Genomic DNA, 23,295 nt, shown 5'->3' with positions numbered 1-23,295 from the left:
CTCGGCCAGCCGATCCAGACGGGCCTGCACCTCTCCCCGCCATACCAACAAACGCGTGTCCACCGAACGGGGCCAGATGGTGGGCAAATCCAACTGCTGCAACAACTCCCGCGCCAAAAAATGATTTTTAGTATAATCACGGGTCAGCCGACCCACCCCACGCCCAAAAGCCTGGGCCAACTCCCGAATCCTGGCCAGAAACACCCCTTCCTCCCCGATACCCCTCCCGACCAACAAAGCCCCCACCTGCTGCTCCAACCGTTCCCCCGCCGCCTGCACTTGCCGCTCTCGCACTTTCTCACTTTCTTTGAGGCGCACAATAACTGAAGTTGAAATTTCTTCCAAACGGATCGCCACATCCTCCACGCCATCAACCCATGATCAATATTACTATTTCCAATTATTAACGGTATTCATCATGACAACTATCAAACAGAAGCCATACGATGACCGCTTCATCGGATAAAAATTATAACAAGATGATAATTAAATTCAGAATGAACGCCTCTTTTTTAAAACTATACCCCGATATCCGACAATAAAAGCAATGTTCGCTAATTAAAATTTATTCATTACACAATCCCTACCGCTCATCCCAATACCGACCCCACCCAACCGCCCTCGATCCCTCCACGCATCGATGTCCAGAAGAAAGCAGGAATCATTCTTGCAAGCTTTACAAATTAACGACCCAAACCATACAATCAACACTCCTCGAACCCCGAATTTCAGACCACGGCGATGCCCCATCTCACCTGCCCCCAATGCGGCACCCCTCTTTCGCCGGACCAGACCGCGAGTTTGCGCGTCGGCGACACACTGCCCTGTCTGGAGTGCGGCGCGCTGGTGAACCCCGAAGAACGCCGCAAACACGATGCGGGTTCCCAGTCCCCGGCCCTGGCGCTTTTTTTGGACCATGCCACCGAAAACGATCCGGAACGCTACCTGGGATTCGAAGCGGCCCGCATCCGCCGCTTCGAATCCCATTTGCAAGCGCACAAGCTCACCTTGCGCACCATGCGTCCGGGTGATGTCCAGGCCTTCTTGAAAAGAATCCACGACAACGAAGGTCCGGAAAGCGCCCACGGTTACGCCTTGACCCTGCGGGAATTTTTCAAGACGTTGACACTCAAGGGAGAACTGAACGTCAACCCGTTGTCGGAAGAGCGTCAGGCCACGGCTCCGCCCATGGATACCCGTGGATTTTCGGAAGAGCTGGTCACATTCGTCACCCAGCAAGAAGGGATCGGATTCACCGAAAATCTGCATTTCGATGTCCGGCGCATCCAGGTATGGGAGGCGTTTCTGGCCCGACGGAACAAAAATGCCCGCACCGCCGAAGAAAAAGAACTGGTGGAATTCATGGCCATGGCCCACCGCCGTTTCACGCCCAAGCAGGCCTACGGACTGGCGTTGACGCTTCAGGAGTTTTATCAGGTCATGCTGCAATCCGGCCTGATGACCCAGGTACCCTCCTGCCCGGATTTCGTCCACTGTCGCGAAGCCCTGGAGGAGATTCTGGCCAACGGGGAGAGAAGCGAAAACGCCGAAAGAAACGAAAACGGCAAAAAAACCCCGGCACGACCACGCCCCATCCCCTTCCGAAGCACCGCACCCCGCAGACGCCGGGCGCCGGTACTCATCATCGCCGGGGTGCTGTGCGCCGTGACGGGTCTGCTGATCTGGCAACTGCTTCCCAGAGCGCCGGGGCAGGACACGGTGATGGGCAACATCCGCCAAAAGGCCAAAAACCTCAAAAACTCCCTGACCGGCACCCAACACCCGACTCCGACCCCCGGATTCACGCCCCCGGCGGGCACCCCAACAGCAAACGCCACCCCTCCGACCCGACCCGTGGTCACCACCACCCCGCCGGTCTCGACGCCTCCCGCGCTTCCCCCCGGTTCCGCCGCCCCGACGGCGACAGCCCCGACAGCGACGACAGCGGCCAACCCGGCCCGCCCCGACGCCAACCCGCCGGCATCGACATCGATGGCTCCCCTGGTCCCCGGACCCGCCGCCCCCGCAGGAGCTGCCGCCAACCCGGCCCGGCCCCTCGCCCCCGGTATCCCCCCCGTGGCTGGCGTGATTCCCGGTCCGTCATCCGTCACCAATCCTCCAGCGGCGCTGACGAATGCCCCGACCCTGGGTGGCACACCCCCGGCCCGACCCCTTTCCGCCGCACCCGGCATCGCTCCGATCCCGCCCATGGCGGAGGTTCCACCGTTTCCGGCTGCCGGATCCCCCGGCTTCACACCCCGACTGCCCACCACCCCCGCGGAGGTTCCGAACTTCCAGCCCAACCTTGCCGCCAAACCCCCGGAACCCCCGATCAAACGTCCGGCCCGGGCCGAAACCGTCCCGGAAAAACCCAAAGAGATCGCCCCACCGGTCCGGCTGATCGGCTGCGTGGAGGGCAATTGCACCAACGGATTCGGCACTTTTGTCCACGACGACGGCGCCCGCTACATCGGCAACTGGTCCCAGGGCAAAAAACACGGCGCGGGAGAGTTCCGTTTCCCCTCCGGAGGCGGATACCGGGGTACCTGGAAAAACGGCCACGTGACCAAAATCGAATAATAACGATGGAGGATCCGCAAACCGGACCACCATGTCCGGTGGACGGGATGGTTCATGGCATGTTATACTGCCATTCATGCCATCACAGTTGTGTTCCGACCCGAACCATGCGACTCACCCCATCCACCACGGATCCCCGATGAACGACTTCCTGCGCCATGTGGCCCGATTCACCGGCGCCACCCAGTTGCACGGCCACTCTTTGGAAACCGTGCAGATCAATCTGGGACCGCGCTGCACCCTGGAGTGCCACCACTGCCACATCGGCGCCTCGCCCCGACGGGAAGAGTCCATGAGTCCGGCGATCATCGATCATCTTTTGAATCAACTGCCCCTGTCCCGCTGTCGCACCGTGGAACTGACCGGAGGAGCGCCGGAACTGCATCCCGATTTCCGGGAACTGGTCCAAAAGGTGCGGGCCATGAACCTCAACCTGCGGGTGCGCACCAATCTGACCATCCATCTGGATCCGGAAATGTCCTCTCTGGCCCTGTTTCTGCGGGATCATCAGGTGGCCCTGACCGGCTCTCTGCCCTGCTACCTGGAAGAAAATGTGGATCGCCAGCGGGGCGCCGGCACCTTTCAAGGGGCCATCGAAGCCATTCGACGCCTCAACGCCCTGGGCTACGGACTCGATGACCGTTGGCCCCTGGATCTGGTCTACAATCCGGGGGGCGCCACCCTGCCCCCGGACCAGACCCGGCTGGAACAGACCTATCGCACCCAATTGCGGGAACGGTTCGGCATTGCCTTCACCCGTCTGGTGACCATCACCAACATGCCCATCGGTCGTTTTCGCGCCGACCTGCGCCGCCGGGGGGAGGAACGCAGCTATCACACCCTGTTGCAACAGGCCTTCAATCCCCAAACCCTGGAACACCTCATGTGTCGCCATCAGATCAGCGTGCGCTGGGATGGACAACTGTTCGACTGCGATTTCAATCTGGCCCTGGGGCTGCCGATGACCACCCCCCACTCCCAGGTCGAAACCCTGGCCGCCACCCCCACGACCCGATCCATCGCCACCGGCGACCACTGTCTGGCCTGTACCGCCGGAGCCGGCTCCTCCTGCTCGGGCGCACTGGTCCCGTGACGGAGCACACCATGGGACTGGGCAAGGTCCATCAATTGCAGGCCGCTTACGCCCCGGTGGAAGACCGTCTCTTGTTGCGGATCAACACCACCGATGCCATGGAGTTCCGTTTCTGGCTGACCCGTCGTTTCGTGCAACGGCTCTGGCCCGCGCTGCGCCAGACCCTGGAACACCACACCCACCTCACCGGAGTGGGCGACCAGACGGTACGGGCGGCCATGCTGGAGTTCATGCACGAACACGCCACCGCCGCCACGGACTTCAAGGCGCCCTTCGAGGAGTCCCCCTCCAAGGTGATGCCGTTGGGACAACAACCGATTCTGGCGGCCCACGCCCGCATCGCCGCCGTACCGGGTCAGGATCAGATCCGCATGCTCCACCTGCACCCGGAACAAGGGTATGGCATCGAGTTGGCCATGGATACGCAGCTTCTGCACGCTTTTTGCAAACTGTTGGCCGACGCCGTGGCCTCGGCGGAATGGCAACTGGAATTGCACCTGACTCCAGGCTTCACCCCGTCGGTCACCTCCCCCGAAGGAGGCCGTGTGCTGCACTAGCGAAAGGATGCTCCCGGAAACCCCAAGAGCCGTCCATGCCGATTGACGGTTGGACCACTCTAAACGATCACAGGATTCTTGACACCATGTCTCAAGTCATGTTTTATGGCCGCCCAGAACCGATCCGCAAGGAACATCACCAGAACCTGCGGCTGGATGTCAGCCGTGCCGATCTGTCGTTCGCCGCCCGGGCCAATTCGGTACCCCTGGCGGGACCGGAGTTCCATCACGCGGCCAAGGAGTATCCGATTGTGTTCATTCAGGCCAACACAGGGGGAATCCTGGCTGCGGCGCTGCTGGGGGTGCGGGCCGACGAAAATCTGTTCATCGGTGCGGATGCCCGCTGGAATGCCCATTATGTGCCGGCCTTTGTGCGCCGTTATCCCTTCATCCTGGCGGAAAGCGGCGCGGATCCGGATCAGTGGGCCGTCTGTCTGGACGCCACCTATCCCGGATTCAACACGGAAACCGGCGAATCGCTCTTCACGGAAAGCGGAGAGCCTTCCCTTCTGATGAACAACACCATCCGTTTTCTTCAGGAATGCCAGGAGGGTTTCCGACGCACCGAAATCTTCATCCAGCGTCTGCAAGAACTGGAACTGCTGGTGAACCTGTCGGCCCGGGTGGAGACGACCGGCGGTCAGAAGTTCGCCATGCAGGGACTGTTGGCCGTGGATGAAAAAAAATTGCTCGCCCTGGAAGAACCCAAGGCGATGGAGCTGTTTCGTTCCGGAGAGCTGGGATGGATCTATTCCCATCTGATCTCCCTGGCCAACATCAACCGTTTGGCCAATCTCCTGGCCTCCCGGGAACCCGACCCTGAATCCTGAGGGTCCAATATCCCTCATCCGGCGGGAAGGATTGCTTTTCGACACGGACGGGGGGTATCTTTTTTCGATTCGCAAACCGCAACCATATCGGGGATGTCATGGAAGTCACTGTCGAGGAAACCGGCGCCTTGGATCGCACCATCACGGTGCGCGTGGAGGCCGAGCAGGTCAATCAATCGCTGGATCTGGAACTCCAACGTCTGGCCGGAAGCGTCAAGCTGCCAGGATTCCGTCCTGGCAAAACCCCCAGAAAACATCTGGAGACACGCTTCAAGGATCATCTCGCCCAGGCGGTGATGGAACGGCTGATGCATGAGGGTCTGAACAAGGCCGTGAAGGGGCAAAATCTGCGCCCGGCGGATGATCCGGAATTCAACAGCGAACAGCCGGTCACCCGGGGTCAACCGTTCGTGTTCACGGTCACCATGCAGATCATGCCCGAGGTCAAGGCCGAAGGATACCGGGAAATGGCCCTCACCCGCCCCGTCGCCGAAGTGACGGACGCGGACGTGGCCGCCGCCTTGGAACAGGTACGGGAACGCCGCGCCCGCTACGAGGCGGTGGAGGGTCGTCAGGCCGCTTCGGGAGATCAGGTGGTGCTGAACTTCAAGGGATTCGTCGATGACGAACCGTTCCCGGGAGGCGAGGCGGAAGGCTATGTGCTGGAACTGGGCAGTGGACGTTTCATTCCCGGCTTCGAGGATCAACTCATCGGCATCGCGCCGGGTGAAAACCGGGATGTGAAGGTCTCCTTCCCGGAAAGCTATTCCGCAGCCCATCTGGCGGGCAAAGAGGCGCTGTTCCAGTGTTCCGTCACCGAGGTGCGCACCCGGGTGCTGCCCGAGATCGACGACGCCTTAGCCATGGCGGAAGGCATCACCGAAGGGGGTCTGGAACGGCTCCGGGAGTCCATCCGGGAACAACTGACCAAACGGGCGGCCCTGGCCACGGAAAAACGGGTTCAGCGTCGAATCCATGACGCCCTGGTGGGCGCCAATCCCTTTGAACTGCCCAGCAAGATCGTGGAGCGGGAAGTGCGCGCCATGGTGGCCCAGTTCAAGGAGGAGACCGTCAACCGGGGCATGGATCCGGCCCAGCACGGCCTCAACGACGACATGCTGGCCAGCGGTTTCCGGGAAACGGCGGAACGGCGGGTACGACTGGGATTGCTGCTCGGGGCCATCGCCAAACAGGAGAACATGCAGGTGGACGACGCCCGGGTGGCGGCCCGTCTGGATGCCCTGGCGGCGGCCTACGGCGCCCAGGCCCGTGAGTTCAAACAATGGGCCCGCTCCGACGAAAGCCGCATGGACGGCATTCGCGGCGCCGTGCTGGAAGAAATGGTCAACGAATGGATTCTCGGCAACGGCACGGTCACGGACGAAACCATCGCCCTCGACGCGCTGCTGACGGACAACTAGGTCCATCCACGACCTTTATTTAAGTGTGCGCGGGGGAACCCGGCCAGGCATCGGGCACGCTCCCGCGCACATCCTCCTTGAAGGCTCTTTCTTTTTTAAGGTATTGCCATGAATCTGGTTCCCATGGTGGTCGAGACCACCAATCGCGGCGAACGGGCTTACGACATCTATTCCCGACTGCTCAAGGAACGGGTGGTGTTCCTGGTCGGGCCGGTCAACGATGAATCCGCCAATCTGGTCGTTGCCCAGCTGCTCTTTTTGGAATCGGAAAACCCGGAAAAAGATATCCATCTGTACATCAACAGTCCGGGTGGTGTGGTGACGGCGGGCATGGCCATCTACGATACCATGCAGTTCATCCGACCGGATGTGAGTACCCTGTGCGTCGGTCAGGCGGCGAGCATGGGAGCGGTGCTGCTGGCCGCGGGAGCCAAAGGCAAACGGCTGCTGCTGCCCAACTCCCGGGTGATGATCCATCAACCCTCCGGGGGATTCCAGGGGCAGGCCGAAGACATCCAGATTCACGCCAAAGAGATTTTGCGCATCCGGGAACGGCTCAACCAGATTCTGGCCAACCACACCGGACAACCGGTGCGCCGCATCGCCCGCGACATGGACAGAGACAACTTCATGGAAGCCGACGAGGCGTGCGCCTTCGGTCTGGCGGACCGGGTGATCAACAAACGGGATCTCCCGACGGACGAAACCCAATAAAGTCTCTTTCAGCGAGGACCATTTTTCTTTATCGTCTCATCTTCACACGAAGATGATCCACGGTCGCTATTGAAGGAACGAGTCACATCCATGGCCAAGAAAATTTCGGATTCCGGCACGCTTTTGCACTGCAATTTCTGCGGCAAGACCCAACACGAGGTGCGCAAGCTCATCGCCGGACCATCGGTTTTCATCTGCAACGAGTGCGTCGATCTGTGCCGGGACATCATCAAGGAGGAAAAACCCGAGGGTGGCCCGATGCGCAAGCGGTCCGGCATCCCGGTTCCCCAGGAGATCAAGGCGATCCTCGATGAGTATGTGATCGGTCAGGACAAGGCCAAACGCATCCTCTCGGTAGCGGTCTACAACCATTACAAGCGCCTGGAAAGCAAAAACGCCACCCCCCACGAGGATGTGGAGATCGCCAAAAGCAATCTGCTGCTGATCGGTCCCACCGGCTGCGGCAAGACCCTGCTGGCCCAGACCCTGGCAAAAATCCTGGATGTGCCGTTCACCATCACCGACGCCACCACCCTCACGGAAGCGGGCTATGTGGGCGAGGATGTGGAAAACATCATTCTGCGTCTGCTCCAGGCCGCGGACAACGACGTGGAAAAGGCCCAGCGGGGCATCGTCTTCATCGACGAAATCGACAAAATCTCCCGCAAGTCGGAAAATCCCTCCATCACCCGGGATGTCTCCGGAGAAGGGGTGCAGCAGGCCCTGCTGAAAATCATCGAAGGCACCATCGCCAGCGTCCCCCCCCAAGGCGGACGCAAACACCCCCAGCAGGAATATCTCCAGGTGGACACCACCAATATCCTGATCATCTGTGGCGGGGCGTTCAACGGCCTGGAAAAGGTGATCGAACGGCGTTCCAACAAACATCACGGTATCGGCTTCGGCGCCCAGGTGAAACGGGGCGACACCGAAACCCGCGTCAACGAACTGCTGGCCATGCTGGAACCCGAAGACCTGTTGCAATTCGGTCTGATTCCGGAATTCGTCGGTCGTCTTCCGGTTATTGCAACTTTGGAGGAACTGGATCAAGACGCGTTGATCAAAATACTCAGAGAACCGCGCAATGCCCTGCTCAAGCAATACGCCAAACTGCTCTCCATGGAAGGAGTCCGCCTGACCTTCACCGATGAGGCGGTCCGGGCTGTGGCCCGCAAGGCGATCAAACGCAAGACCGGGGCCCGTGGATTGCGCGCCATTCTGGAATCGGTGCTGCTGGGAATCATGTTCGACATTCCCTCGATGAACGATGTCACCGAGGTGGTGATCAACCAGGAGTGCATCGAAAACGACGCGGAGCCGCTGCTCATCCATGAGGATCCTCCCATGGCGGCCCAGGCTTGAAAAAGAAGAAATCACCTTCACATAAAAAACGGGAGCATCCGACCGTCATGCCCAGTCACAAGGAATCCCTCGCCACACAACTGGTGCGCATCCCCGCGCTTCCCTTGAGAGATATCGTCGTTTTTCCCCACATGATCGTGCCGCTGTTCGTCGGACGGGAGCGGTCGATCCGCGCCTTGGAGGCGGTGACCTCCCGGGAAGAGAGCCGTCAGATTCTGCTGGTGGCCCAGAAGGTCGCCACCAACGACAGCCCGGAACAAGAAGAAATCTACGCCATCGGCGTGGTGGGCACCATCCTGCAAGTCCTCAAGCTGCCGGACGGCACGGTCAAGGTGCTGGTGGAAGGAGGACGGCGCATGCAGATCCGGCGCTACTTCCAGAAGGATCCCTATTATCTGGTGGAAGGGCGTTACGTCGAGGACGAGCCATCGGATCCCACCGAATGCCAGGCCATGATGCGCTCGGTGATCGAGCAGTTCGACAACTACGCCAAGCTCAACAAAAAAATCGCGCCGGAAGTGTTGCAGACCCTGCAATCGGTCCACGAGCCGGCCCGTCTGGCGGACATCGCCGCCACCCATGTGGCGCTGAAAGTGACGGAAAAACAAGAACTCCTGGAACTGCCCACCGTCAGCGCCCGTCTGGAGCGTCTGCTGCTGGTGCTGGAACAAGAGATCGATGTGCTCCAGGTGGAAAAACGGGTACGGGGTCGCGTCAAGCGGCAGATGGAAAAAAGCCACCGGGACTACTACCTGAACGAACAAATGAAAGCCATCCAGAAGGAACTGGGTGACAAGGACGACGACAAGGACGAAATCAACGAACTGGCGGAAAAAATCGCCACCGTGGGCATGTCGGAAGAGGCCCGCAAAAAGGCCGAGTCGGAACTGAAAAAACTCAAGCAGATGGCCCCCATGTCCGCCGAAGCCACGGTGGTGCGCAACTACGTGGACTGGCTGGTCAACCTGCCCTGGAGCAAAGGCACGGAACTCAAACACGATCTGGCCCGGGCCGAAGAGATCCTGGAAGAGGACCACTGGGGTCTGGAAAAGGTCAAGGAACGGATCCTGGAACAGCTCGCCGTGCAAATGAAGGTGGAAAAGATCAAAGGTCCGATCCTGTGTCTGGTGGGTCCGCCGGGCGTGGGCAAGACCTCGCTGGCCAAATCAATCGCCCGGGCCTCGGGTCGGGAATACGTGCGCATCTCCCTGGGAGGCATCCGGGACGAAGCGGAAATCCGCGGTCATCGCCGCACCTACATCGGTTCCATGCCGGGCAAGATCATCCAGTCGATGAAAAAAGCCGGCTCCAGCAATCCGCTCTTCCTGCTGGACGAAATCGACAAGGTGGGTTCGGACTTCCGGGGCGATCCCTCCTCGGCGCTGCTGGAAGTGCTGGATCCGGAACAAAACGCCGCCTTCAACGATCACTACCTGGAGGTGGATTACGACCTGTCCAAGGTGATGTTCATCACCACCGCCAACAGCCTCAACATTCCCCGTCCCCTCCTCGACCGCATGGAGATCATCCGGCTGGCCGGGTACACGGAACAAGAAAAAATGCGCATCGCCACCAAATATCTCATTCCCAAAGAGATGGAGGCCCATGGACTCAAGGAAGGCGAATTCACCCTTTCGTCGGCGGGATTGATGGACATCATCCGCTACTACACCCGGGAGTCCGGGGTGCGCAACCTGGATCGGGAAATCGCCGGATTGTGCCGCAAGTCGGCCCGGGCCATTCTCACGGATCCCAAACACGAACGGGTGGCCATCGGCTCCAAGAGTCTGGCCAAATATCTGGGAGTGCGGCGCTACCGGTTCGGACTGGCGGAAGAAGAGGATCTGGTGGGTGTGGCCACCGGTCTGGCCTGGACCGAAGTGGGCGGGGAACTGCTCACCATCGAAAGCATTCACATCGATGGCAAGGGCAAGCTCACCACCACCGGCAAACTCGGCGACGTGATGCAGGAGTCGGCCCAGGCAGCCCTCACCTACGCCCGTTCCCGCTCCCGGGAGTGGGGCATGGAAAGCGAAGAGTTCTTCCAGAAACGCGACATCCACATCCACGTGCCGGAAGGCGCCACCCCCAAGGATGGTCCTTCGGCGGGCATCGCCATGTGTACCGCCTTGGTGAGCGCCCTGTATGGCATTCCGGTACGCAAGGATGTGGCCATGACCGGCGAAATCACCTTGCGGGGACGGGTGCTGATCATCGGCGGCCTGAAGGAAAAACTGCTCGCCGCCCATCGCGCCGGGGTCAAGCACATCATCATTCCGGAAGAAAACGTCAAGGATCTCAAAGAAATCTCCTTGAGCATCCTCAAGGATCTGGAGATTCATCCCGTCACCCACATGGATCAGGTCCTCAGCCTGGCGTTGCGGGGCACGATGAAAAATACGCTCAAAAGCGCCGAACCTGCTCCCGGTCCGCTGGAAAATCCGGATCCGGCGCTGCTCATTCCCGGAGACGGGGAGCGGGTAGATACCCCCCCCATCACCCACTGAATTTCCAGGGGTCAGCGATCACCAGAATGTAAGCCAGAACGCGAAAAATCGCTTGACACCATGAATCTGCAACGTATAGTAACCCCGGATGCGACCCCGGCAACGTTCTAAAAAAACGCGCATTCGGGGTTATCGGGAACGTCATGCTAGGGGAGAACCTCCATTGAACAAATCTGAACTCGTCGATTCCGTTGCCGCAGAAGCCAAATTGACCAAAATCCAGGCCTCCGATGCCATTGACGCCACGATCCATGCCATCCAGAACGCCCTGAAAGAGGGTCAACAAGTCAATCTGGTGGGCTTTGGCTCTTTCATGGTATCGGAACGGGCTGCCCGTACCGGTCGCAATCCCCGCACCGGCGACGAAATCAATATCCCGGCTGCCAAACTGCCCAAGTTCAAACCCGGCAAGGGTCTGAAAGACGCGGTCACCGTAGTTCCCCCGGCCCCCCCCCCGGCTCCGGCCCCCAAGCCCGCCCCGGTCAAGAAGGTCGCCGCTCCGGTTGCTCCGGCTCCCACCCCGGCCCCGACCCCGGTTGCCGCCGCCGAAAAGAAAGTGATCAAAAAGAAAAAATGATCCATCACAGCGGCCCTGGTCACGCCCTCGCCTCCCGGCGCTGGCATCATCAGACTCTGCCGCCGTGTGGGCGGATAGCTCAGCTGGGAGAGCATCGGCCTTACAAGCCGAGGGTCACGGGTTCGATCCCTGTTCCGCCTACCAAATCAAGATGCAAAGAAGTCGAGAACGCCCGTAAATTCAATATTTACGGGCGTTCTTGTGTCCAAGGGGAGGGTCTGTTCTCTCTTTTTTCGACGGTCAACGCGCAGGAGGGGCAGGAAGGCGCAGCTCCTGACCGGCTGGTGGAACATACTGCACCGGAAGCGGCCAGGTCCGCATCAAACCAAAAAGCAAACCAATCCCCCCGATGATCATGGCGCCAGGCTTGATCACCATGCGGAGTTCAAATTCCTTGAACCGGGTTTCCATTTTGGTGTCCAGTTCTTTAAGCCGGATTTCCGTTTTGGCGTCCAACTCCTTGATATCCCGTTTGAGTTCCAGGACTTGGACATCCGTTTTGGCGTCCAACTCCTTGATATCCCGTTTGAGTTCCAGGACATGGGCGTCCAGCTTGGCGACATCGGCTTTGGTGGAGAGTTGATAACCGAGAATATCCGTAAGCAGATGCACTTGGATTTCGGCCTGCTCTTCGGTAAAACCGGTGGCCATCATCTGCTTGATGAATTTGTGGGTGTCGAAAGCCGAAGCAAAACCGGTCATGGGTTCATCTCCTGGGCGAAACAGGGGTTCTTGAATACTTTATCCGAGAACGTCCGAAAAGGTCCAAAAAAAGCCACTGGACACCACCGGCCAGGATGAACCAGACTGACAATACATGTACATGGCCGGCAGTTGATGAGACCATCCGCGGCAGGCCCGTCCCCAATCCTCCCCTTCCCCCATCGACACGGTGAATCCTCATGCCACGCGCCATGACCGGATGGATCCTGATGTTTGGTTTGATGATGTTTTCCGCCCATGCGGAAACCCTCCCGGATCCCGGCTTGAATGACCTGTTGCAACGAGCCGGCGTATCCGGATGTCTCGCCGTGATGGAGGTGGATCCGGAACGGATGCGGCTGTCGGATCCCGCCCGTTGCCAGCAGCGGTTTCTGCCCGCATCCACCTTCAAGGTAGTCAATCTGCTCATCGCCCTGGAGACCGGCGTGGTGCGGCAAGAGGAGCGGTTCCCCTGGGACCAAACCCCACAACCCCTCCCCTCCTGGGAAAAGGATCTGACCCTACAAGAGGCCATGGCGGTATCGGCTGTGCCGGTTTTTCAATCCATCGCCCGGCGCATCGGTCTGCAACGCATGCAGGATTGGGTCGCCAAAACCGGCTATGGCAATGGCGCCATCGGCGAAAAAGTGGACCGCTTCTGGCTGGATGGCCCCCTGGCCATCTCCCCGGAGGAACAGGCCCGCTTCATGGCCCGGGTGGCCACCGGCAAACTCCCCTTTTCGCAACCGGCCCTGACCGGTCTGCGTCGCCTCATCCCGCAGGAGACCATCGGAACCGCCCACCTTTACGGCAAAACAGGCTGGGCCATGTCCAGCCAACCCATGAGTGGCTGGTATGTCGGCTGGCTGGAAAATCAAGGCCGCCTCGTCACGTTTGCCACCCACATCCGGATGGACCAGGCGGAACAGGCTCCGCTGCGCCAATCCCTGGCTCTGGCGGCCTTGCGCCAAATCGACGCCCTGGACTCCCCCCTGAAATCCATCCCCTCGCACCCGAATTCACCAACACCATGAATTCCTGCTTGCCATCCCGAACAAAATCGATTACAGTCTCCTTCTCATCACACACTGGCAGGAACTGTGGTGGCCGGAAATCGAATTCAAGCGGAATCTCATACGATCATCCCTTGACGACCTCTCCGGATCCATGGATAATCCGCCACCAAGCCGCTGGAAACGTGAAAACGCACCAACAGCGCGCACATACATACATATGAATACGGGGGCGTAGTTCAGTCGGTTAGAATGCCGGCCTGTCACGCCGGAGGTCGCGGGTTCGAGCCCCGTCGCTCCCGCCATATACGATGCTCAAGGAACGGGTAATGAACGGCATATAATGTGCCGAACTTACCCGTTTTTTGTTTCAGCGTCATCCGAGGATCAACCTAAATCTAAAAAGAGTGGGGAACCGCACCGATGCAAATCACCGGCATGAAATGGGGGGCCAAATTACTCAAGTATGTCGATTTTCCGACCGCCGAAGTGCTGGGTCCGGAAGCGACTCCCGAAGAGATCCAGGCACTGATCAACAAGTGGGGGGGATGCCTGATCAAACCCATCTTCAAAGGCGGAATCGGCAAAAAAGGCAAAGCGGGTCTGGTGGGCAAGGCCACCGATGTGCGCACCGCCCTCAAGGAAAAAGAGCGTCTTTACTTTGTCGAGCATACCCACGGCAATCAGACCTCCAAATCCGAAGGGGTCACCTTCGAGGGCTTCGTGAAGGCGGAACATGAAATCTATGTCTCCCTGACCGACAACACCTTGTATCGCGCTCCCACCTTGACCATCACCCACCACGGCGGCATGGACATCGAAGAGTTGCCCCCGAGCAAAATCGCGGTGGTGCCCTTCGATCCCCTCACCGGCTTGAAAGGGTTCGTCATCTCCAACGCCCTCGACAAGATGCACGCCCCCAACGAAATCTTGAGCCCCCTGGTGCAAAACATCACCAAGCTGTGGGATCTGTTCAACAGCTATGGCATGACCACCCTGGAAATCAATCCGATCCGCATGTGGCGGGATCCCAATGGTCGTCTGGTCCCCATCGCCTGCGACTTCAAATGTTCCTTCGACGGCGACGACCGCAACGCCCAACGCCTGAACCTGCCCAGCAGCCTGGATACGGTCAATCTGTCGGACTACGAGCTGGAAGTCAATCAACTGCGCACCTATCAGGGCCAGTCGGATGTCTATGTGATCAATCCGGCGGGCAGCATCACGGCCATGACCTTCGGCGGCGGAGCCAATGCCCTGGTGACGGAACTCCTGGGAGACTTGGCCACCATCTCCTCGGACTTCGGTGGCAACCCCCCGTATGCCAAAATGAAACAAATCAGCGATATCACCTACAAACACTGGCTTTCCCAAACCAATGTGCTTTTTCTGATCGGCGGCAAAGCCAACAATACCGACATCTTCGAGACTTTCCGCGCCATGGGGGATGGCCTGCGCAGCTATTTCAACGAACGCGGCCCCACTCCGGTCTTCGTGGTGGTGGGACGCGGTGGACCCAATCTGGTGCAGGGACTGGGCTATCTCAAAGACACCCTGGACTCGCTGGGAATCCCCTACGCGATGTTCGGTTATGACTCTGCCATGAGCGAAGTGATCAACTACGCGGTGGCCGTGGACACCTGGATGAAAAATGGTGGCCGCAAAGTCATTGCCGAGAAACTGGGCATCAAGAACTAGTTCGGGTCGTCACTTCCACAAACGATTCGGTCCGATTCGTCGCGCATTCAACGGGAAAGAGGTTTTCCATGACATCCTTGAATACCCTGCCCACCCAAGGGCAACATCAGCAAAATCCCCGGGGCGAGAAGGAGTTCCCCTATTACGTGGGCATCCACTCCCTGGCCGACTTGGCCACCAAGGACGACCGGGTGTGCGTACTCAATATTCTGGGTGGCGAAAGCACCACCGTCACCCCCATCAGCCATGAATACTCCGGCGGCAACATCGTCTGCGGCGTACAGCCCGGACGTTCCGGCGCGGTGATGAAAACCAAGTTGGGTGATATTCCGGTCTACAACAACGTCCTGGAAGCCCTCAACGACGGCAAAAAATTCAACGTCGCCGTGGTCTATGTGCCACCGGACGGCGTCAAGGATGCGGTCATCGAGGCGGTGCGGGTCAACCCCGACCTCAACAAGGTGGTGATCCTCACCGAAAAGGTGAAGGTCAAACACGCCCGCATGATCCGTCAATACTGCCAGTGGCGCGGTGTGGATGTCTTCGGAGCCAACTGCCTGGGTATCGGCGACGCCCACAACCATGTGCGCATCGGTGGCGCTCTGGGGGGCAACGCCCCGGAAGAGTCCCTGGTTCCGGGTTCCATCGGTCTGTATTCCAACTCCGGCAACTTCACCACCACCATCGCCACCTATCTGCTCACCGCCGGTTGGGGCACCACGGTGTCGGTCTCCTCGGGCAAGGATGTCTACATCCACTTCGCCGCCCCGGAATTCACCCACGCCATGCACAACGACAACCGCACCAAGGCGGCGGTGATGTACATCGAGCCGGGTGGATACTACGAGCGGGATCTGGTATTCCACAAGCCGGTGGTGGCCTGTGTCGTGGGTCGCTGGAAAGCCAAACTGACCCGTTCCTGCGGCCATGCGGGAGCCATCGCCGGTTCCGGCGACGACGCCTTGGCCAAAGAAAAATGGTTCATGGACAAATTCGGCGTCAAGGCGATCTTCACCCCGGAAACTCCGGCCTGTTCGGCCAAGGGCGCGGTGGTCACCAACATCGCCCACATCCCCCTGGCCATGACCGCCGTGATGATGATGAACGGCATCCGGCCCGACTTCGAGCCCCGGGGCAATCTGGCGCCCAAATGCTGGTTCTTCGCCAATCAGGACATCCCCCTGCCCAAGGAGCTGCAACTGCCGGTGGTGGAAGCCCTCCATCCCTACAACGAGCAGATCGCCGCCCTGGCCAAACAGGTGGGCGCCATCTTCCCCAGACAGGCGATGAAGGATTGTTCCGGCGCCTCCCGCATGGATGCCAAGACTCAGGTTTCCCAACTCCACGGGATGAGCGTGCTGGATGCCTCCACCCACACCCTGGAAGAGAATCTGGTGTTGTCCTTGATCCGGGAATATCCGGATGCCACGGGACAGGCCATGGCCAATGTGGCCCTGAACGCCTTTGTCAACCACAGCGCATCCCCGGCCCTGCTGGCCGCCGACGCGGCCCGGGAAGCCGGCAGCAGCCCCAATGTGGTGCTGTCCACCGGCATCGCCATGGTCGGCCCCAACGAAGTCAAACCCGCCAAAGAGGCCATGCAAGCCTTTGTGGATCTCTTCGGTCTTTCCGGACTGGCGGATCCTACGGATCTTTCCTTTGATTTTCAGCCCATTCTGGCCAAGGCCGCCGAAAACGGCGCCCGGGATGTGCTGGTCTCCGGCAAAAGCGGCAAACGGGGCAAGTCCATGCTCACCGCCCTGGAAAATCGTGGCTGCAAATCGGTCTTTTTGGAGTTCCTCAAGGCTCTGGGCGGCGGCGGCGAAGGGGCCAGGGACAGCACGGTGCTGGCGGCCATTTGTTGTCATCTGGCTTGGCGTCCCCTGGTGCGGCGTCGGTTGTCGGTGACCACCATGCTGGCCATGCCGTGGCATTTCCGCATTTTCAGCACCTTGGTGGGGTGTGTGGTCCCCTCGGACAAACAAGACAAGAAAAATTTCTACGGCGTGGACACCGGCGAAATGCTCGAATCCTGGAGCTTCACCGAAACCGCCTTCCTGTCGTTGTTCGGGCGTCGTCCCACGGAAGAAGAACTGTTCAGCTTTTCGGTGCTGGTGGGACTGCTGGTCACCAACGGACCCGGCACCATCTCCGCCCAAGGCCCCAAAGGCGCCGTCAGCGCCGATGGTCCCATGGCCCCGGAACGCATCCAGATCAACAAGGCCTATCTGGGGTTCCTCTCCCACACCGGTTTCGCCCATGGCGGCAACGGCTACGAGGCCATCGCCTTCTTGATGGAACGGTTCAAGGATTCGGGTCTGGTGGATCCGGGCGACCAGAACCACGGCCTGGATCTCATGGAAATGGCCCTGAAATTCACCAACGAATACAAAGCCTACAAGGCCAAGGCCAAATTCTCCGGCAGCATGGATTACGCCAAGATCCCCTGCGTCAACCATCCGGTGTTCAAGGGCAAACCGGAAAACTTCGATCCCCGGGAAGTGTTCGTGGACAATCTCTTCAAACAAAGAGGATCCTACAACATCTTCCAGGATTTCTATCACAAGCTGGTTCACGCCATGTTCAAGACCGGCATCAGCCGTGACATCTACTGTGTCAACGTGGATGCGGTGATCGCGGTGATCTTGTTGAAGATGCTCTGGAAACCCTATGCCCGGGGCGAAATCTCCGCCGATTCCATGGAGAGCGCCGCCTTCATCACCTTCTTGTTTGGTCGCATGATCGGCACCGCCGCCGAGGTGGACGACCACACCAACCGGGGTCGCGACATGGATACCCGCACAGCCGCCAGCGCCTGTTCCTACGTGGCCTGATTCGCGCTTTCCGGTTTTGGTTTGCACCCAACCCCCGCCCGCAAGGGCGGGGGTTTTTTATGGGAGCATCAGCAAATTGATATGTACAAATACAAATTATATATGCCATCATACAGGGACATTGACGACCCCATCAAACACCCCTATCCTATCCCCTCATCCGCACCAACACGGGTTGATCTACTGGTTATCCATTTCCACAAGGCTCGCACGAGAGGATAACAACATGAATATTCTTAAGAAAATTAAGCTTCAAACCCAGATCTGGTCGTTGGTATTCATGGCTGTGGCCAGCCTAATCATCATCAGTGGCATCACCATCCTGGACGAACGGGAAGCCATGATGGAAGACCGACGCACCAAAACCCGCAATCTGGTGGAAACCGCCCACTCTCTGCTGGTCTACCACCACGAACAAGAAACCAAAGGCCTCCTCACCCCCGACGCCGCCCGGACCACCGCCCGGGAAGCCATCAAGGGATTGCGCTTCGGAGACAAGGACTACTTCTGGATCAACGACTACAAGCCGGCCATGGTGATGCATCCCTTCAAGCCGGATCTGGATGGCAAGGATCTGTCGGGTTTCAAGGATCCAGCGGGCACCTACCTGTTTGTAGAGATGGTGAAAGTGACCCGCGCCCAGGGTGCGGGCTTTGTCCCCTATCTGTGGCCCCGACCGGGTCAGGAAAAACCGGTACCCAAAATTTCTTATGTCAAGGGGTTCGAGCCCTGGGGTTGGATCGTGGGTTCGGGCATCTATGTGGATGACGTGGATTTGGCCATCCGAAAACGGGTCAAGGAGATTGCCACCATCACCGCCTCCCTGATGCTGTTTCTGGGATTGATCACCCTGGCCGTCACCCGACTGATCAAGGCCCAACTCGGGTGCGATCCCATGATCATCCACGAGACCGCATCCCGCATTGCCAATGGGCATCTGGACATCAACGACGAAAAACACAAGGATTGCCGCACCGGCGCCCTTTCTTCCCTGCAAGGCATGGCCCGACAGCTCCAATCCACCATTTCGGAGGTGCGCATCATCTCCGAGGAGTTGATCCAGAAAGGTCAGGAGTTCGCCACCCATGCGGGCTTCATCTCCGAGGGGGGACAGGCCCAGGATACCGGGCTGTCGAACACCTTCCAGGCCATGGGAGACATCGCCGAAACCACCCGCCGCAACACCCACAACGCCTCGGAAACCGGTCGCATCGCCGCCCGGGTGGCCCAGGAGGCGGAACAAACCGGAGCCGCCGTGGCCCGTTCCGTGGAGGCGATGCGGGAGATCGCCAGCAAAATTTCCATCATCGAAGAGATTGCCCGCCAGACCAATCTGCTGGCCTTGAACGCCGCCATCGAGGCGGCCCGGGCCGGGGAACATGGCAAAAGTTTCGCCGTGGTGGCCTCGGAAGTGAGAAAACTGGCGGAACGCAGTCAAAGCGCCGCCGGCGAAATCATGGAACTCTCCTCCAGTAGCACCCAGGTGGCCGAACAGGCGGGAGTCATGCTGCACAATCTGCTGCCCAACATTCACAAGACAGCGGAACTGGTTCAGGAGATCGTCTCTTCCGGTTCCGAGCAGTCGGGCCACGCGGACCGCATTCTCGAATCCCTGAAAGAGCTGGTGGAGATCAGTCGCCGCAACTCTGCGGCCTCCCAAAGCATGGCCGGAGACTCGGAGCGGTTGAAGGAGTACGCGGAGCGGCTGGAAGAGGTGATCGGATTCTTCAAGGCGTAAGGAAGGCAGCGTGGCGGTCATGGACAATCGGGGTGGCATGGAGTACCATTTCCCCATTCAACGACGAAAACCCACATGCCGACTAGACCACCCATCATGCCTGTTCAACCCGCACTTTCGGACTCCCTCGCCATCATGACCCGTGCTGCTCATGAGGCCGGAGTGGCGATCATGACCTATTTTCGACCCGGTCAAACCGTGCTGGCCAGTGCCGAGGTGCGTGACAAGGGGATGAACAACCCCTTGACCAAAGCCGATCTGGAAGCCGACGCCCTGTTGCGCGACCGGTTGTTAAGTACCCATCCGGAGTGTGGTTGGCTCTCCGAAGAGACCGCCGACAACCCGGAGCGTCTGGGCAACTCCCGGATTTTCGTGGTGGATCCCATCGACGGCACCAAGGAGTTCATCGCCGGACTGCCCCAGTTCGCCCTCTCTTTGGCTTTGGTGGAAGAGGGCCGACCGGTGGTGGCCTGCATTCACAATCCGGCCACCGGCGAGACCTTCACCGCCATGGAGGGACAAGGCACCCGGCTCGGAGATCAACCGGTTCGCACCACCTCCCGCGACGCGCTGGCAGGCGCCACCTGTCTGGCGAGCCGCTCGGAGACGGCGCGGGGAGACTGGGAACCGTTCTTGAGCGAATGGAGCATCCAAACCATGGGTTCCATCGCCTACAAGCTGGCTTTGGTGGCCTGCGGACGCTGGGACATGACGTTCACCCTCTCTCCCAAAAACGAATGGGACTTTTGCGCCGGAGCCTTGCTGGTCCAGGAGGCCGGAGGCCGGGTGACCCACAAAAACGGGGAACCCTTCCGATTCAACCAGGCCAATCCCACGGTGCGTTCGGTGCTGGCCACCAATGGTCCGCTGCACGCGCCCCTGTTGGCCCGTCTGACCCACATCCCCTTTGCCCCGAACCTCCGTTAAATTCCAGGTTTGCTTTTATTCCCATTGTCAGCATCGAGGATTTCCAGCCATGAATCGCTACGACGTTTACGGCATCGGTCATGCCCTGGTGGATACGGAGGTCAAGGTCACGGACGACTTTCTCGTCAAGGCGGGCCTGACCAAGGGAACCATGACCCTGATCGATGAAAACCGCCGTCTCCAACTGCTCGAACAGCTCGGACCCGCGGCCCGACACCGCTCCTGTGGCGGTTCCTCGGCCAACACCCTCATCGGACTGGCACAACTGGGGGGACGGGCGTTCCACTCCAGCCGGGTGGCCAACGACGAAAACGGCGCCTTCTTCGCCCGGGACATGAAAACCAACGGCGTGGACAACGACCTGGATCACCGCTCCATCAACGGCACCACGGGTCAATGTCTGGTGTTGATCACCCCGGACGCGGAACGGACCATGTGTACCCATCTGGGGATTTCCGAAGGATTTTCCAGTCAGGATCTGGCCCCGGAACGACTCGCCTCCGCCCAATGGCTGTATGTGGAAGGCTATCTGGTCACCTCTCCGGGAGCCCGTCAGGCCGCCGTCGAAGCGGTGCGACTGGCCCGCAAACACGGCACCAAAATCGCCTTGACCTTTTCCGATGCCAACATGGTAGAATTCTTCCGCGACGGACTGGAAGAGATCATGGGATCCGGAGTGGATCTGCTCTTTTGCAACCACGTGGAAGCGTTGAAATACGCCCGCACCGACAACCTGGAAACCGCCCGCTCCGTACTGGCGGAAAAATGTCACGCCTTTGGTCTCACCCTCGGACCCCAGGGCGCCATCCTGGGCATCGACCAAAAGGAGTATGTCATTCCGGGAACTCCGGTGCAGGCCATCGACGCCAATGGCGCCGGAGACCTGTTCGCCGGTGCCCTGTTGTATGGACTGACCCATGGTTTCTCCCCGGAACGGGCCGGCCTGCTGGCCTGCCGGGCCTCGGCCCTGCTGGTCACCCGCCACGGCGCACGACTGTCACGGGATCAAACCTTGAATGTCTTGAACAACCTGGATTGAATCATGGCCTTGAAACCCAAAACCTCGGGGGCGCCCCGTGACCGTCGGGCCAATTCTCGCGTGGATTTCGAGCAAGAATTGATCCTCAAAGACGACATGGGTGGCTCCTATCGCGGGGCCTTCGGTGATCTGAGTCTCCGGGGCATGCTGTTTCACGGCGCGGATCTGCCCGCCAAAGGGGCCACCGTGCAGGGGACACTGGTTTTGGGTACCATCTCCATTCCCATCAAGGGGGTGGTGGTCTACTCCCAGGCGGATCGGGGGGCGGCGGTGCGTTTCCAGGAAATGGATGTGGAAAATTTCAGCCATTTGCGGCGTCTGGTCTCGTTGAATCTGGGGGATTCGGACACCATCGACGACGAAATCCTCGCCGGACTATGACCACCCCGCCCCGGATCGCCGGATTGCATCCCATCCTCGACGCCGACTGGCTCGAAAACGCCTCCCCCGCCATCCGCGCCGTCTGCCAACCCGAAGCGGTGGCCCGCCAACTGGCGACATTGCCCATTTCTTTGATCCAACTGCGGGCCAAGGGGGATCCGGATCGGGCTTTGGCCTTCATGACCCGCTGGCTGATGGCGTTGCGGCGTCACGCCCCCGCAATCCGGGTGATTCTCAACGATCGGGTGGAGTGGGTGGAATCCCTGGGAGCGGATGGGGTCCATGTGGGACAGGAGGATACCCCCATCCCGGAGTGCCGGAAACAACTGAAAAGCGGTCGGATCCTCGGACTTTCCACCCATACGGCAGAAGAGATCCGTCAGGCGGAAGGATTCGGAGTCGATTATGTGGGCTTCGGACCGGTTTTCGCCACCGCCACCAAAAGCGATACCCATGGGGTGCAAGGACTCTCCACCCTGACCGCCATCACCGCCCAGACCCGTCTGCCGGTGGTGGCCATCGGCGGCATCACCCTGGAACGACTGCCGGAGGTGATCCCATCCGGCGCGGCTTCCGCCGCCATGATCAGCGCCTTGTGGCAAGAGGATTGGGCGTGGCGATTGCGCGAGGGGTGTCGTATCTGGTCCGGCTCCGCCCGCATCTGAAATCCACTTTTGAAAAAAAGCGGGGGTCTGGGGGATTCTTCCCCCAGAGTTTTGATTTTAAAATACAAGATTTTATATTTTTAAAAGATTTATTTGATAAGGATTTAAATGCTTGAAAATCCCAAGGGCTTCGCCCTTGGATCCCACCAGGGGCCATTGGCCCCTGGACCCCAATGGGGAAACAACAACATATCCGCTGTGTTCGGGCTCAAGAATCGAAATTGATCTCTTCGGGAATGCGGGTCACTTTCTCCTGCCGTTCGGCAGCGGTCTTGCAGCTGATGCACAAATCCGTCACCGGCCTGGCCTCCAGACGACGCAACCCGATTTCAACGCCACACTCTTCGCAATAGCCGTACTCGTTCTCTTCGATGGCGTCGATGGTGCGCTTGATCTTGGAGATGAGCTTACGTTCCCGATCTCGGGTGCGCAGCTCGAAATTGCGATCGGTCTCCAGGGATGCCCGATCCGTGGGATCGGCGAAGATAGCCTTTTCCTCGGTCATGATGTTGACCGTTTTTTCCGCCTCTTCCAGCAACTGTTCTTCCCATTCCAGCAGAAGCTTGCGAAAGAAGGCTCTTTGGTTGGGACACATGAACTCCTCGTCTTCGGAGGGTCTGTATCCTTCAGGTAGTTGAATATCAGCAATTTTCATGT

General features: G+C 59.4%; 20 protein-coding genes and 2 tRNA genes. 19 read left to right on the top strand and 3 right to left on the bottom strand.

Annotated features, from left to right (window positions below):
• A partial coding sequence (locus tag HQL98_13245) for a hypothetical protein (GenBank protein ID MBF0273009.1) occupies positions 1–294 on the bottom strand: 294 nt, incomplete at its 3' end.
• Between the two features lie 447 nt (positions 295–741).
• On the opposite strand from HQL98_13245, the gene HQL98_13240 reads away from it, so the two are divergent.
• The 10 genes from HQL98_13240 (at position 742) to HQL98_13195 (ending at position 11,785) form a co-directional block, all read left to right on the top strand.
• The gene (locus HQL98_13240; GenBank protein ID MBF0273008.1) at positions 742–2,580 is read left to right on the top strand and encodes a hypothetical protein; all 1,839 of its coding nucleotides are present in this window, start codon (positions 742–744) and stop codon (positions 2,578–2,580) included.
• Positions 2,581–2,719: 139 nt separating this feature from the next.
• A complete protein-coding gene (gene arsS, locus HQL98_13235) occupies positions 2,720–3,673 on the top strand; it encodes an arsenosugar biosynthesis radical SAM protein ArsS (GenBank protein ID MBF0273007.1) in 954 nt (317 codons plus the stop codon).
• Between the two features lie 11 nt (positions 3,674–3,684).
• Positions 3,685–4,230 (top strand): hypothetical protein, encoded by a 546-nt coding sequence (locus HQL98_13230; GenBank protein MBF0273006.1) that lies wholly within the window; start codon positions 3,685–3,687, stop codon positions 4,228–4,230.
• An 86-nt stretch (positions 4,231–4,316) separates the two neighbouring features.
• A complete protein-coding gene (locus tag HQL98_13225) occupies positions 4,317–5,060 on the top strand; it encodes a SapC family protein (GenBank protein ID MBF0273005.1) in 744 nt (247 codons plus the stop codon).
• Between the two features lie 98 nt (positions 5,061–5,158).
• Positions 5,159–6,481 (top strand): trigger factor, encoded by a 1,323-nt coding sequence (tig, locus tag HQL98_13220; protein ID MBF0273004.1) that lies wholly within the window; start codon positions 5,159–5,161, stop codon positions 6,479–6,481.
• A gap of 108 nt (positions 6,482–6,589) precedes the next feature.
• A complete protein-coding gene (gene clpP / locus HQL98_13215) occupies positions 6,590–7,195 on the top strand; it encodes an ATP-dependent Clp endopeptidase proteolytic subunit ClpP (protein MBF0273003.1) in 606 nt (201 codons plus the stop codon).
• 90 nt (positions 7,196–7,285) lie between these two features.
• Complete coding sequence (gene clpX / locus HQL98_13210; GenBank protein MBF0273002.1) at positions 7,286–8,557, top strand: ATP-dependent Clp protease ATP-binding subunit ClpX; 1,272 nt, start codon at positions 7,286–7,288, stop codon at positions 8,555–8,557.
• Positions 8,558–8,604: 47 nt separating this feature from the next.
• Complete coding sequence (lon, locus tag HQL98_13205; GenBank protein MBF0273001.1) at positions 8,605–11,064, top strand: endopeptidase La; 2,460 nt, start codon at positions 8,605–8,607, stop codon at positions 11,062–11,064.
• 163 nt (positions 11,065–11,227) lie between these two features.
• Entirely contained in the window at positions 11,228–11,641 is a 414-nt protein-coding gene (locus tag HQL98_13200; GenBank protein ID MBF0273000.1) for an HU family DNA-binding protein, read from the top strand.
• A 68-nt stretch (positions 11,642–11,709) separates the two neighbouring features.
• Positions 11,710–11,785, top strand: a tRNA-Val gene (locus HQL98_13195).
• Positions 11,786–11,881: 96 nt separating this feature from the next.
• Here the strand turns inward: HQL98_13195 and HQL98_13190 are convergent.
• Positions 11,882–12,343, bottom strand: a complete 462-nt coding sequence (locus tag HQL98_13190; protein ID MBF0272999.1) for a hypothetical protein — start codon at positions 12,341–12,343, stop codon at positions 11,882–11,884.
• Positions 12,344–12,543: 200 nt separating this feature from the next.
• Between HQL98_13190 and blaOXA the strand changes: the two genes are divergently transcribed.
• From blaOXA to HQL98_13145, 9 genes are all read left to right on the top strand, one after another.
• Entirely contained in the window at positions 12,544–13,377 is an 834-nt protein-coding gene (gene blaOXA, locus HQL98_13185; GenBank protein ID MBF0272998.1) for a class D beta-lactamase, read from the top strand.
• 207 nt (positions 13,378–13,584) lie between these two features.
• Positions 13,585–13,661 (top strand) — tRNA-Asp (locus HQL98_13180).
• A 118-nt stretch (positions 13,662–13,779) separates the two neighbouring features.
• Positions 13,780–15,054 (top strand): carboxylate--amine ligase, encoded by a 1,275-nt coding sequence (locus HQL98_13175; GenBank protein MBF0272997.1) that lies wholly within the window; start codon positions 13,780–13,782, stop codon positions 15,052–15,054.
• Positions 15,055–15,122: 68 nt separating this feature from the next.
• Positions 15,123–17,888, top strand: coding sequence for a CoA-binding protein (locus tag HQL98_13170; protein MBF0272996.1), 2,766 nt, complete (start codon positions 15,123–15,125; stop codon positions 17,886–17,888).
• 226 nt (positions 17,889–18,114) lie between these two features.
• Complete coding sequence (locus HQL98_13165) at positions 18,115–19,626, top strand: cache domain-containing protein (protein MBF0272995.1); 1,512 nt, start codon at positions 18,115–18,117, stop codon at positions 19,624–19,626.
• A 96-nt stretch (positions 19,627–19,722) separates the two neighbouring features.
• Complete coding sequence (locus HQL98_13160; protein ID MBF0272994.1) at positions 19,723–20,553, top strand: 3'(2'),5'-bisphosphate nucleotidase CysQ; 831 nt, start codon at positions 19,723–19,725, stop codon at positions 20,551–20,553.
• Positions 20,554–20,602: 49 nt separating this feature from the next.
• Complete coding sequence (locus tag HQL98_13155; protein ID MBF0272993.1) at positions 20,603–21,592, top strand: adenosine kinase; 990 nt, start codon at positions 20,603–20,605, stop codon at positions 21,590–21,592.
• 3 nt (positions 21,593–21,595) lie between these two features.
• The gene (locus tag HQL98_13150) at positions 21,596–21,973 is read left to right on the top strand and encodes a PilZ domain-containing protein (protein MBF0272992.1); all 378 of its coding nucleotides are present in this window, start codon (positions 21,596–21,598) and stop codon (positions 21,971–21,973) included.
• Complete coding sequence (locus HQL98_13145; protein MBF0272991.1) at positions 21,970–22,638, top strand: thiamine phosphate synthase; 669 nt, start codon at positions 21,970–21,972, stop codon at positions 22,636–22,638. The genes HQL98_13150 and HQL98_13145 overlap by 4 nt, the downstream gene beginning before the upstream one ends.
• Positions 22,639–22,846: 208 nt before the next feature.
• Here HQL98_13145 and dksA read toward each other — a convergent pair whose 3' ends face one another.
• The gene (gene dksA / locus HQL98_13140; protein ID MBF0272990.1) at positions 22,847–23,293 is read right to left on the bottom strand and encodes an RNA polymerase-binding protein DksA; all 447 of its coding nucleotides are present in this window, start codon (positions 23,291–23,293) and stop codon (positions 22,847–22,849) included.
• Positions 23,294–23,295 lie beyond the last annotated feature (2 nt).

The organism is Magnetococcales bacterium, assembly GCA_015231755.1.
Classification (GTDB): domain Bacteria; phylum Pseudomonadota; class Magnetococcia; order Magnetococcales; family Magnetaquicoccaceae; genus Magnetaquiglobus.
This window is presented reverse-complemented; position numbering and strand designations above follow the sequence as displayed.